Genomic DNA, 11984 nt, shown 5'->3' on the forward strand with positions numbered 1-11984 from the left:
GGCACCCTCCGCTGCCCGTCCGCCGGTACCGCACTTCCCCGCCCCCTCCGGGTCCGACGCCCCTCGCGGCCCGGAGGGGGGCGGGGAAACCCCAGGGACACGAGGGAGAGGGGACGTCATGCGCAGGGTCAAGGACAGCGCGATAGCGGCCGTCACCGCGGTCGCCCTGTGCGCGGGGGCGTGGCTGCTGCTCGGCGGCGCCCGCACCGACGCCCCGCCCCAGCCGTCGGCCGCGCAGTCCGGCGGCGCGGGGCAGACGGGCCACGCCGGCCGGGGCGCCGCCGCACCGGCGCTGCCGCCCTCCCCGCCGGACCGCGTCCGCATCCCGGCGATCGGCGTGGACGCCCCGCTGACGGGCCTGGGCCTGACGGACACCGGCAGCCTGGATGTGCCGCCCGCCGAGAAGAAGAACCTCGCCGGCTGGTACGAGGCCGGCACCACCCCCGGTGAGCGGGGCACCGCCGTCGTCGCCGGGCACGTCGACAACGCTCGGGGCCCCGCGGTCTTCTACCGCCTCGGCGCCCTGAAGAAGGGCTCCACGATCGAGGTCGACCGGCGCGACGGCGGCCTCGCCGTCTTCACGGTGGACGCGGTGGAGGTCTACGCCGCCGACGCCTTCCCCGACGAGAAGGTCTACGGCGCCGCCGACCGCCCCGAACTGCGCGTCATCACCTGCGGCGGCGCCTACTCGCGCAGTACCGGATACCAGGGGAACGTGGTCGTCTTCGCCCACCTCACCGGAAGCCGGTGAGAACGGGGAGCGGGACGCCGGGGCGCCGCTCGGCCGCAGCGGGGACTACGCCACCCACTGCTCGTACGCCAGGTTCGCCACCAGTGCGAACACCACCGTCAGCAGGACGACGCGGACGAAGCCGCTGCCCTTCTTCAGCGCCGTGTGGGCGCCGAACATGCCGCCGGCCAGGTTGAAGACGGCCATCAGGGCGGCCAGCTGCCACAGCACCGCCCCCTGCCAGGCGAACGTGGCCAGCGCGCCCGCGTTGGTGCAGCAGTTGACGATCTTGGCGGTGGCCGACGCGGTCACCAGGTCGAGGTGGAGCAGGGCGGTGAGGGCCAGGACCAGGAAGGTTCCCGTGCCGGGACCGATGAGGCCGTCGTAGAAGCCGATGCCCACGCCCGCGAGGGCGATCGCGGTGAGGATCTGGCGGCGGGTGGCCGGGCCGGCGGCGGGCGCGGTGCCGAAGGCGGGGCGCAGGATGACGAAGGCGGCGACCGCGAGCAGCACCACCATGATCACCGGCTTCAGGACCTCGGTGCTCATCCCGGCCGCGAAGAAGGCACCGCCCGACGACCCGGCGAGCGCCGCCAGGCCGATGCGCACGGCGGTGCGCACGTCCACCGGCGCCTTGCGGGCGTACGTCACCGCCGCGCCCGTGGTGCCGACGATGGCGACCGCCTTGTTGGTGCCGAGCGCGTGCGCGGCCGGGGTGCCGGCGGGCAGGCCGAGCAGCAGGGCGGGCAGCAGCAGGAGGCCGCCGCCGCCGACCACGGCGTCGATCCAGCCGGCCGCCAGCGCCGCGAGGCAGAGCAGGACGACCGTGGTCAGCGATATGTCGGGCATGATCGCGACCTTATGGACGAGATGGATGTGCCGTCCATCGGGATGAGGGACTTCTGAGCTTCCCGCCGCCCCCTCACACGGACCGGACCCAGCCACTGAGGGCACCGTTCCCGGTGGGAAACAGCGGGGATCCGGCCGGGTAACACCCGCGCCGCACGCTCGGTGCCATGACCTCGAAGACGCGTGTGGTGGTGATCGGTGCCGGACTGGCGGGCGTGACGCTCGCCCGGCGGCTCGGTGAGCTGGGCACGCCCGCGCTGGTCGTCGGCGACGAGGAGCACCGCCCGTACAACCGGGTGCTGCTCGCCGAGGTGCTGGCCGGACGGTACGGCCCCGAGGTGATCGCCCTGCCGGCGCCCGCCGGGCTGCTGCGCGGCCGGGTCACCGGCATCGACCGGGCCGGCCGGACGGTGCGGTGCGCCGACGGCTCCGTGATCGCCTACGACACGCTGGTCCTGGCCACCGGCTCCAACCCGGTGCTGCCGCCCCTGCGCGGCCTGTTCACCCCGGACCACGAGCTGCCCGAGGGCGTGCACGCGTTCCGGACCATGGACGACTGTCTCGGGTTGTCGAAGGCGGTACGGCCCGGGACGCGGGCCGTCGTCGTCGGGGGCGGGCTGCTCGGGGTGTCCGCCGCCCGCGCGCTGGCCGTGCGCGGCGCCCGGGTCGTCCTCGCCCAGCAGTCCGAGCGGCTCATGGAACGCCACCTCGACCCGGCGGCCTCCGCGCTCGTGCGCCGGCACCTGGAGGGCCTGGGCGTCGAGGTGCACACCGAGTGCCGGGTCCGGGACGTGCGCTGCGCCGGCGGCGCGGTGCGCTCCGTGGAGCTGGCCGACGGCTACGCCCTCGGCGCCGACCTCGTCGTCCTCGCCTGCGGGGTCCGGCCCCGGACCGGGCTGGCGCGGGACGCCGGTCTGGCGGTCGGCAGAGGCGTCCTCGTCGACGACGAGCTGCGCACCTGCGACCCGCACGTCCGTGCCGTCGGCGACTGCGCCGAGCACGCCGGACGCGTGTACGGGCTGGCGGCACCTGCCCTCGAACAGGCGGGTGTGCTGGCCGGGCTGCTCGCGCGGGACGAGGGCGGGGCGCAGTCCGCGCCCGCTCCCCGCGCCTACACCGGCACCCGCGCGCTGACCCGGCTCACCCTCACCGGGGCCGGCGGCCCCCGCGGCCCCTTCGACCTCGCCGCGTTCGGCGAGACCGACCCCCGCCCCGGCGACGACGTCGTGCAGCTCGCCGACGCCACCCGGGGCACCTACCGCAAGGTCGTCGTCCGCGACGACCGGCTGGTCGGCGGGGTCCTGGTCGGCGAACTCGGCACCGTCGGCGCGCTGGCGCGCGCCTGGGAGGGAGCAGAGCCGCTCTCCTCCGACGGCGGCCCCCTGCTCCACCTGCTCACCCATGACGGAGGCTCCTGATGACCGCCACCCCGGGAAACCCCCCGACGATCGTGCTTGTCGGCCACGGCATGGTCGGCCAGCGCTTCCTGGAGGCCCTCGCCGAGCGCGGCCTGACCCGCACGCACCGCGTGGTCGTCCTGTGCGAGGAGCCGCGCCCCGCCTACGACCGCGTCCAGCTCACCTCGTACTTCTCCGGGAAGACCCCCGAGGACCTGTCGCTGACCGACCTCGCCCTCCTCGCCGAGCACGGCGTCGAGCTGCACGTGGGGGACCCGGCGGTGGCCGTCGACCGGGACGCGCGGAAGGTGACCGCCCGCTCCGGTCTGGTCGTCGGCTACGACGTGCTGGTCCTCGCCACCGGCTCCTACCCGTTCGTCCCGCCGGTGCCGGGCAGGGACGCCGAGGGCTGCTTCGTCTACCGCACGATCGAGGACCTCCTCGCCATCGAGGCGTACGCGAGGACCCGGGCGCGGACCGGTGCCGTGGTCGGCGGCGGCCTGCTCGGCCTGGAGGCGGCCGGCGCGCTCAAGGGGCTCGGACTCGCCTCGCACATCGTGGAGTTCGCGCCGCGCCTGATGCCGGTGCAGGTCGACGAGGGCGGCGGCGCGGCGCTGCTGCGCACCGTCGAGGAGAAGGGGCTGTCCGTCCGCACGGGCGTCGGCACCCAGGAGATCGTGACCGGCGAGGACGGTGCCGTCACCGGCATGAAGCTGTCCGACGGCTCCGAACTCGCCACCGATCTCGTGGTGTTCAGCGCCGGGGTCCGCCCCCGCGACCAACTGGCCCGGGACTGCGGCCTCGCGGTCGGCGAGCGCGGCGGCGTCGCCGTCGACGAGCGGTGCCGCACGCTCACCGACCCGCACGTGTTCGCGATCGGCGAGTGCGCGCTGGCCGCCGACGGCCGGGTCTACGGACTGGTGGCGCCCGGGTACGAGCAGGCCGAGACGGCCGCCGCCGCCATCGCCGCCGAGGACGCCTCCTTCACCGGTGCCGACCTGTCCACCAAGCTGAAGCTGCTCGGCGTGGACGTGGCGTCCTTCGGCGACGCGCACGGCACCGCCGACGGCTGTCTGGACGTCGTCTACTCCGACTCCCGCGCGGGCCTGTACAAGAAGCTGGTCGTCGGCCGCGACGGCACGCTGCTCGGCGGCATCCTGGTCGGCGACGCGGAGGCGTACGGCACCCTGCGCGCCTTCACCGGCTCCGTCCCGCCCGTCTCCCCCGAGTCCCTGGTGCTGCCCGCCGGTGCGGGGGCCCCGACACAGCTCGGGCCGTCGGCCCTCCCGGACGACGCGGTGATCTGCTCCTGCCACAACGTCACCAAGGGCACGATCCGCGGCGCGGTGACGGAGCACTCCTGCACGACCGTGCCCGAGGTGAAGAAGTGCACCCGGGCCGGCACCGGCTGCGGCTCCTGCGTGAAGGTGCTCGGCCGGCTCGTCACCGCGGAGCTGGAGGCGAGCGGCGTCGAGGTCGACCAGGGCCTGTGCGGCTGCTTCGCGCAGACCCGCGAGGAGCTGTACGAGATCGTCCTCGCCCTGCGGATCACCTCCTACCGCGACCTGCTCGACCGGCACGGCCGGGACGGTGCGCGGGGCGGTGAGGGCTGCGAGGTGTGCAAGCCCGCGGTCGGCTCGATCATCGCCTCCCTCGCCCCGGCGATCGGCGCGAGCGGCTACGTCCTGGACGGCGAGCAGGCCGCCCTCCAGGACACCAACGACCACTTCCTCGCCAACCTCCAGCGCAACGGCTCGTACTCCGTCGTCCCGCGCATCCCCGGCGGTGAGATCGCGCCGGAGAAGCTCATCGTCATCGGCGAGATCGCCCGGGACTTCGGGCTCTACACCAAGATCACCGGCGGTCAGCGCATCGACATGTTCGGCGCCCGCGTCGAGCAGCTGCCGCTGATCTGGGCGCGGCTGGTGGACGCCGGCTTCGAGTCGGGACACGCGTACGGCAAGTCGCTGCGCACGGTGAAGTCCTGCGTGGGGCAGACCTGGTGCCGCTACGGCGTCCAGGACTCGGTGCGCATGGCCATCGACCTGGAGCTGCGCTACCGGGGCCTGCGCTCCCCGCACAAGCTGAAGTCGGCGGTCTCGGGGTGCGCCCGCGAGTGCGCCGAGGCCCGGTCCAAGGACTTCGGCGTGATCGCCACGTCCAACGGCTGGAACCTGTACGTCGGCGGAAACGGCGGCGCCACCCCGCGCCACGCGGACCTGCTCGCCCAGGACCTGTCCGACGCCGAACTGGTCCGCCTGATCGACCGGTTCCTGATGTTCTACATCCGCACCGCCGACAAGCTGGAGCGCACCTCCACCTGGCTGGAGCGGATCCCCGGCGGCCTGGACCACGTACGGGACGTGGTGGTGCACGACTCGCTCGGCATCTGCGACGAGCTGGAGTCGCTGATGCGGGCCCACGTCTCGCACTACCGCGACGAGTGGGCCGAGACCGTCAACGACCCCGAGAAGCTGGCCCGATTCGTCTCCTTCGTGAACGCGCCCGGCATGCCCGACCCGGTCGTCGGCTTCGTGCCCGAGCGCGACCAGATGAAGCCCGACCTGCCGCTGCTGGACATCGGCCTGCGGCGCCCCTCGCAAGACGACCTCCTGGAAGGAAGCACCCGGCGATGACCCTGGCACCCGAGACGACCGGCCTCAAGGTCCGGCTCCGGCTGAGCGACGACTGGTTCACCGCCTGCGAGCTGAGCGCCCTGCTCCCCGGCCGGGGCGTGGCGGCCCTGCTCCCGGACGGCGGCCAGGTGGCCCTCTTCCGCGACCGGGACGGCGGCCTGTACGCCATCGACAACCGGGACCCGTTCACCGGCGCCGCCGTCCTCTCCCGCGGCCTGACCGGCAGCCACCGGGGCCGCCCGTTCGTCGCCTCCCCGCTGCTCAAGCAGCGCTTCGACCTCACGACCGGGGAGTGCCTGGACGACGGGGCGATACGGGTGGAGACGTACGAGGTGAAGGCCGCCTGATCCGTCCCCCGCACCGGGCTCAGGGCAGCAGCGGCTCGTAGACGACGCCCGTCAGCCGCTCCGATGCGGCCCACAGCCGCTCGCCCATCGCGTCGTCGGTGGTCCAGGACGCCCGCCAGGACGGTGCGGGCGATCCGCGCCACAGGGCGAAGGACGGGCCGGTGAAGGAGTCGGAGGGCACGCCGGGCGCGGTCGCCGCGTACAGGACGGGCAACGCGCCGGCCTCCGGGGACTGGGCGGCGACCCGGTTGCCGAGCCGTGCCAGCCGCTCGGCGACCCGGCGCCCCTCGGCGCGGGGCCCCGCGGTCGACAGTCCCGTCCGCGCGTACCCGGGGTGGGCGGCGACCGCGCGGACGTCCGAGGCGCCCTCCCGGGCCGCGAGCCTGCGCGCCAGCTCGTGGGTGAAGAGCAGGTTGGCGGACTTGGAGCGGGCGTAGGCGGTCCAGCGGCCGTAGCGCCGCACGCTGTTGAGGTCGCGCGGATCGACGTTGGCCAGTGCGTGCAGGACGCTGGAGACGGTCACGATCCGCGCGCCGGGCGCGGCGAGCAGGGAGGGCAGCAGCAGCCCGGTGAGGGCGAAGTGGCCCAGGTGGTTGACGCCGAACTGGGTCTCGAAGCCGTCCGCCGTCGTGCCGTGCGGCAGCGCCATCACCCCGGCGTTGTTGACGAGCAGGTCGAGCCGCTCGTACGGCAGCGCGTAGGCGAACTCCCGCACCGAGCCCAGGTCGCCGAGGTCCAGCCGTGCCGGTTCCACACAGGCGGCGGGCACCTCGCCGAGGAGGCGCTCCACGGCCGCGCTCCCCCGGGTCCGGCTGCGGCAGGCGAGGACGACGGTCGCGCCCTTGCGCGCCAGTTCCCGGGCGATGACGTAGCCGAGGCCGCCGTTGGCTCCGGTGACGACGGCGACGCGACCGTCCAGGTCGGGGATGTCACCCGTGTTCCAGCCGGTCATCGGCGCTCCTTTGCTGGTCGGGTCCCGTCTCACCGTACGCGCCCCACGGCCCTGCGCGGAGAGCTACCGTCCGGTCACGTCACGTTCTCATCACGAGTCCTTCATATCTCCACCACATCTCGCGCACCTCAATAGCTTCGTCACTTCACATCCGCTCACGCACCACCGACACCACTTCCGGGACTCTCGATGAAGCTGCTCCGCAAGGCCGCCGCCGCGACCGTCGCCGCGCTGGCCCTGGCCGCCCTGCCGGCCGCCGCCGCGCAGGCGCACGACGGCACGCACCCGTTCAAGAACTGCACCGAGGCGTACGACGCCGGGTACTCCAACATCCCGGAGGGCGACGAGCACTACGGCGCGCACCTGGACCGCGACAAGGACGGCGTCGGCTGCGACAAGCCGCCGGCCGGCTTCGTGCCCGTGGGCGACCGGGACACCGACGACGCGACGGGCGCCGGGAGCGGAAAGGACTCCGGGGCCGGGAAGAGCGGCGGCGAGGAGAGCGGCGGCACGGAGGCCGCCGGGCAGCAGGGCACCGACCTGGCCGAGACCGGCGGCGACGACAACACGCCGTACATCGCGGCGGGCGGCGCGGTCGTCGTGCTCGCGGGCGGCGGGCTGATGCTGGCCGCGCGCCGGCGCCGCGGCGACGGCGGGGCGGCCTGACTCCCCGGCCCGGCCGCGCCTCACGACTCCCCGGAGCCCCGGCCGTTCAGCGGCGGGGCTCCGGAGCCTTGAGACGGGGCTCCGGCGCCTTGAGGCTGAAGGCGGCGCTGCTCAGCCAGCGCCGTGCGGCCCGGGCCACCGGGCGCTCGACGAACCGCTGCACGACGTACGACAGCGCGACCAGCCCGGCGACGGTGGCGCAGACCACGACCCACGGGTCGGCCCGGTCGCCGAAGCGGTGCAGGACGTTGACGCCGATGGCGTCGTGCAGCAGGTACAGCGGGAACGTCAGGGTCCCCGCGACGGTCAGCCCGCGCCAGCGGATGCGGCTGGTCCAGCCGAGGGCGACGGCGGCGATCAGCAGGAAGAACACCGTGACGACGAGCACCAGCCAGCCGCGCCCGGGCTGCCAGGAGTCCCAGTTGAGGCGGCCCCCGTCGGGCGTCAGCAGGTAGTGCAGCGCCACCAGCCACGACATGGCGACGATGCCCCACAGCAGTGGTGTGGGCCGGTAGCGGTACATGAGGTAGAAGGCCATGCCCGCGATGAAGTACGGGGCGGACGGCGGGTTCACCAGCAGCGTCAGCAGCCGGATGTCGGCGCCGGGCGCCAGCACGGCGGCGACGGTCCACAGCCCGCAGTAGATCACCACGCGCTGGTAGGTCAGGCCCTTCCACACCACGACCGCGAAGGTCAGGTAGAAGCACAGTTCGGGCCAGAGCGTCCAGTAGACGGAGTCGAGGTGCTCCACGCCGAGCGGGGTCTGGAGCATCGTCAGATTGGCGAACAGCACGCGCGGGTCCGGGTGCCCGAACGGGTTGTCGGCGAAATAGATCACGCAGGCCGTGATCGCGATGGCCGCCCAGTACATGGGGTACAGCCTGGTGACGCGGGAGATGAAGAAGTCGCGCGGGGTGCGGCCCCACGCGCTCATGCAGATGACGAACCCGCTGATCAGGAAGAAGAGTTCGACGCCGAGCCGGCCGAAGGCGAAGTAGCCGTGGGCCTCGGGGAAGACGGTGTCGACGGGGCGGTCCCAGATCGTCTCCATGGTGGAGGGCACCTGGCCGACGAAGTGGAAGAAGACCACCGACAGGGCCGCGAGGAAGCGCAGTCCGTCCAGGGCCGCCAGCCGGTTCCTGCGGACGGGGGGCCCGGCCCCGGGAACCCGCTCCCGCGCTCCGGTGCGGGGACCGGGCACCGCGTCGGCGGGTCTGTCCTCGCGCGCGTCCCGGTCGGCCGTGCCGGCCTGCTCCCTGCGCTCCGTCTGCGTCATCCAACCACCGTTCCGGGGTGTCGGCCGCGGTCCGCCGCCAAGGCCCTCCAACTTCGCTGACAGCTTGCTGCTGCTCAGCACGCGGGAATTCACACCGTTGAACGCGTCACAAAAATACGGCCGGACGGCACGCGAAAGGCGGCACCCCCGCACGGGTGCCGCCTCTTCTCGTGGTCCGGAGCCGCCGCCGATCGGTGAGGGTGGTCGGGTGACAGACGGCGGCTCCGGGGCTCGGTGCCCCCGCGGGGCCTACCGGTGGTCGCTGCCCTTCGACCGCGACGCCGCGCGTCCCGCCTCCAGGCGGGCCACCGGGATCCGGAACGGCGAGCAGGAGACGTAGTCCAAACCCACCTCGTGGAAGAAGTGGACCGACTCCGGGTCGCCGCCGTGCTCGCCGCAGACGCCGAGCTTCAGGTCGGGGCGCGTGGCCCGGCCGGCCTTCGCGGCGGCGGCGACCAGGGAGCCGACGCCGTCCTGGTCGATGGTCTCGAACGGGGAGACGCCGAAGATGCCCTTCTCCAGGTAGGCCGTGAAGAAGCTGGCCTCGACGTCGTCGCGGCTGAAGCCCCACACGGTCTGGGTCAGGTCGTTGGTGCCGAAGGAGAAGAACTCCGCGGCCTCGGCGATCTGACCGGCGGTCAGCGCGGCGCGCGGCAGCTCGATCATCGTGCCGATCGACAGCTTGAGCTTCGCACCGGTGGCGGCCTCGACCTCGGCGATGACCTGGTCGGCCTCCTCGCGGACGATCTCCAGCTCCTGGACGGTGCCCACCAGCGGGATCATGATCTCGGCGCGCGGGTCGCCCTTGGCGGCCTTGCGCTCGGCGGCGGCCTCGGCGATGGCGCGGACCTGCATGGTGAACAGGCCGGGGATGACCAGGCCGAGGCGGACGCCGCGCAGGCCCAGCATCGGGTTCTGCTCGTGGAGGCGGTGCACGGCCTGGAGCAGGCGCAGCTCGTTCTCGTGCGGCTCCTGGCGGGACTCGGCGAGCGCGACGCGCACCGACAGCTCGGTGATGTCGGGCAGGAACTCGTGCAGCGGCGGGTCGAGCAGGCGGACGGTGACGGGCAGCCCGTCCATCGCCTCGAACAGCTCGACGAAGTCCTGCTTCTGCCGGGGCAGCAGCTCCTTCAGGGACTCCTCGCGCTCGGCCTCGGTGTCGGCCAGGATCAGCCGCTCGACCAGTTCGCGCCGGTCGCCGAGGAACATGTGCTCGGTGCGGCACAGGCCGATGCCCTGGGCGCCGAACCGGCGGGCGCGCAGCGCGTCCTCGGCGTTGTCGGCGTTGGCGCGCACCCGCAGCCGGCGCTTGCGGTCGGCGAAGGCCATGATGCGGTGCACGGCCTCGACCAGTTCGTCGGCGTCCTCGGCGCCCGCGTGCATGCGGCCCTCGAAGTACTCGACGACCGGGGAGGGCACGACCGGCACCTCGCCCAGGTAGACCTTGCCGGAGGAGCCGTCGATGGAGACGACGTCGCCCTCCTCGACGACGTGCCCGCCGGGCACGGTCATCCGGCGGCGCTTGGTGTCGACCTCCAGCTCCTCGGCGCCGCAGACACAGGTCTTGCCCATGCCCCGGGCGACGACGGCCGCGTGGGAGGTCTTGCCGCCGCGCGAGGTCAGGATGCCCTCGGCGGCGATCATGCCGTCCAGGTCGTCGGGGTTGGTCTCGCGGCGGATCAGGATGACCTTCTCGCCGGAACGGGACCACTTGACGGCGGTGTAGGAGTCGAAGACCGCCTTGCCGACCGCGGCGCCCGGCGAGGCGGCGATGCCCCGGCCGACCTGCTCGACCTTCGCGTCCTCGTCGAAGCGCGGGAACATCAGCTGGGCGAGCTGGGCGCCGTTGACCCGCTGGAGGGCCTCGGCCTCGTCGATCAGGCCCTGGTCGACGAGCTGGGTGGCGATGCGGAAGGCCGCGCCCGCCGTGCGCTTGCCGACCCGGGTCTGGAGCATCCACAGCCGGCCGCGCTCGATGGTGAACTCGATGTCGCACAGGTCCAGGTAGTGGTTCTCCAGCGTCTCCATGATCTGCATGAGCTGGTCGTACGACTTCTTGTCGATCCGCTCCAGATCCGCCAGCGCGACGGTGTTGCGGATCCCGGCGACGACGTCCTCGCCCTGGGCGTTCTGCAGGTAGTCGCCGTAGACGCCCTGCTGGCCGGAGGCGGGGTCGCGGGTGAAGGCGACGCCGGTGCCGGAGTCGGGGCCGAGGTTGCCGAAGACCATCGAGCAGACGTTGACGGCGGTGCCGAGGTCGTGCGGGATGCGCTCCTGGCGGCGGTAGAGCTTGGCGCGCTCGCCGTTCCAGGACTCGAAGACCGCCTTGATGGCGAGGTCCATCTGCTCGCGCGGGTCCTGCGGGAAGTCCCGGCCGGCCTCGGTCTTGACGATCTTCTTGAACTTGGTGACGAGCTTCTTGAGGTCGGCGGCCTCCAGCTCGGTGTCGACCTCGACCTTCTTGGCCCTCTTCGCCGCCTCCAGGGCCTCCTCGAAGAGGTCGCCGTCGACGCCGAGGACGGTCTTGCCGAACATCTGGATCAGCCGGCGGTAGGAGTCCCACGCGAACCGGTCGTCGCCGGCCTGCTGGGCCAGGCCCTGCACCGACTTGTCGGACAGGCCGATGTTGAGGACGGTGTCCATCATGCCCGGCATGGAGAACTTGGCCCCGGAACGCACCGACACGAGGAGGGGGTTGTCGGGCTGGCCGAGCTTCTTGCCCATCCTGGCCTCGAGGGCGTCGAGGTGCGCACTCACCTCGTCACGCAGTGCCGCCGGCTCCTCGCCGCTGTCGAGGTAGGTCTTGCAGGCCTCGGTGGTGATGGTGAAGCCGGGAGGGACCGGGAGACCCAGGTTGGTCATCTCGGCGAGGTTGGCGCCCTTGCCGCCGAGGAGGTCCTTGAGGTCCTTGTTGCCCTCGGTGAAGTCGTAAACGAACTTCGGCGCGTTCGCTACCTGGGGATCTTTGTTTTCCGACACGGGTCTCGACTCCTCGAGGACGCGGTGGCTGCCCTGACGGCGAGGAATGTACCCAGATCAAAGGCGCCTTGGTACGTCCACTTGCGCGTCGTACGCCCGTAACCACTCGTCCGCCACCGGATCGAAAGTCAAGGCTTGGCAAGCGACCGAAC

At 72.9% G+C, this 11984-nt stretch carries 9 protein-coding genes; 5 read left to right on the plus strand and 4 right to left on the minus strand.

Translation table 11 applies throughout. From position 1 onward, the window contains the following. Positions 1-118 precede the first annotated feature (118 nt). Entirely contained in the window at positions 119-751 is a 633-nt protein-coding gene (locus Sdi02f_RS23230) for a class F sortase (RefSeq protein ID WP_030399816.1), read from the plus strand. Between the two features lie 45 nt (positions 752-796). Here the strand turns inward: Sdi02f_RS23230 and Sdi02f_RS23235 are convergent, their stop codons facing one another. Then, the gene (locus Sdi02f_RS23235) at positions 797-1579 is read right to left on the minus strand and encodes a sulfite exporter TauE/SafE family protein (protein WP_030399817.1); all 783 of its coding nucleotides are present in this window, start codon (positions 1577-1579) and stop codon (positions 797-799) included. 167 nt (positions 1580-1746) lie between these two features. On the opposite strand from Sdi02f_RS23235, the gene Sdi02f_RS23240 reads away from it, so the two are divergent. Genes Sdi02f_RS23240 through nirD form a run of 3 tightly spaced genes read left to right on the plus strand, consistent with a single transcriptional unit; the run spans position 1747 to position 5959 of the window. Continuing rightward, positions 1747-2997, plus strand: coding sequence for an NAD(P)/FAD-dependent oxidoreductase (locus tag Sdi02f_RS23240; protein ID WP_108933959.1), 1251 nt, complete (start codon positions 1747-1749; stop codon positions 2995-2997). Then, positions 2997-5612 (plus strand): nitrite reductase large subunit NirB, encoded by a 2616-nt coding sequence (gene nirB / locus Sdi02f_RS23245; protein ID WP_108933960.1) that lies wholly within the window; start codon positions 2997-2999, stop codon positions 5610-5612. The genes Sdi02f_RS23240 and nirB overlap by 1 nt, the downstream gene beginning before the upstream one ends. Further along, positions 5609-5959 (plus strand): nitrite reductase small subunit NirD, encoded by a 351-nt coding sequence (gene nirD / locus Sdi02f_RS23250; RefSeq protein ID WP_030399820.1) that lies wholly within the window; start codon positions 5609-5611, stop codon positions 5957-5959. Before nirB ends, nirD begins: the two co-directional genes overlap by 4 nt. 19 nt (positions 5960-5978) lie before the next feature. Here nirD and Sdi02f_RS23255 read toward each other — a convergent pair whose 3' ends face one another. Further along, positions 5979-6911, minus strand: a complete 933-nt coding sequence (locus Sdi02f_RS23255) for an oxidoreductase (RefSeq protein ID WP_030399821.1) — start codon at positions 6909-6911, stop codon at positions 5979-5981. 189 nt (positions 6912-7100) lie between these two features. Between Sdi02f_RS23255 and Sdi02f_RS23260 the strand changes: the two genes are divergently transcribed. Further along, positions 7101-7577, plus strand: a complete 477-nt coding sequence (locus Sdi02f_RS23260) for an LAETG motif-containing sortase-dependent surface protein (RefSeq protein WP_108933961.1) — start codon at positions 7101-7103, stop codon at positions 7575-7577. 46 nt (positions 7578-7623) lie between these two features. Here the strand turns inward: Sdi02f_RS23260 and Sdi02f_RS23265 are convergent, their stop codons facing one another. Next, complete coding sequence (locus tag Sdi02f_RS23265) at positions 7624-8853, minus strand: acyltransferase family protein (RefSeq protein ID WP_030399823.1); 1230 nt, start codon at positions 8851-8853, stop codon at positions 7624-7626. Between the two features lie 249 nt (positions 8854-9102). Continuing rightward, the gene (ppdK, locus tag Sdi02f_RS23270; RefSeq protein WP_030399824.1) at positions 9103-11832 is read right to left on the minus strand and encodes a pyruvate, phosphate dikinase; all 2730 of its coding nucleotides are present in this window, start codon (positions 11830-11832) and stop codon (positions 9103-9105) included. Positions 11833-11984: the final 152 nt, after the last annotated feature.

Origin of the sequence: Streptomyces ardesiacus, from assembly GCF_003112575.1 — a bacterium.
GTDB lineage: Bacteria > Actinomycetota > Actinomycetes > Streptomycetales > Streptomycetaceae > Streptomyces > Streptomyces ardesiacus.

What these genes read in the sequence shown, in the direction of transcription:
- Sdi02f_RS23230 (WP_030399816.1), top strand. Translation starts at nt 119, where the DNA reads ATGCGCAGGGTCAAGGACAGCGCGATAGCGGCCGTCACCGCGGTCGCC.
- Sdi02f_RS23235 (WP_030399817.1), bottom strand. Translation starts at nt 1,579, where the DNA reads ATGCCCGACATATCGCTGACCACGGTCGTCCTGCTCTGCCTCGCGGCG.
- Sdi02f_RS23240 (WP_108933959.1), top strand. Translation starts at nt 1,747, where the DNA reads ATGACCTCGAAGACGCGTGTGGTGGTGATCGGTGCCGGACTGGCGGGC.
- nirB (WP_108933960.1), top strand. Translation starts at nt 2,997, where the DNA reads ATGACCGCCACCCCGGGAAACCCCCCGACGATCGTGCTTGTCGGCCAC.
- nirD (WP_030399820.1), top strand. Translation starts at nt 5,609, where the DNA reads ATGACCCTGGCACCCGAGACGACCGGCCTCAAGGTCCGGCTCCGGCTG.
- Sdi02f_RS23255 (WP_030399821.1), bottom strand. Translation starts at nt 6,911, where the DNA reads ATGACCGGCTGGAACACGGGTGACATCCCCGACCTGGACGGTCGCGTC.
- Sdi02f_RS23260 (WP_108933961.1), top strand. Translation starts at nt 7,101, where the DNA reads ATGAAGCTGCTCCGCAAGGCCGCCGCCGCGACCGTCGCCGCGCTGGCC.
- Sdi02f_RS23265 (WP_030399823.1), bottom strand. Translation starts at nt 8,853, where the DNA reads ATGACGCAGACGGAGCGCAGGGAGCAGGCCGGCACGGCCGACCGGGAC.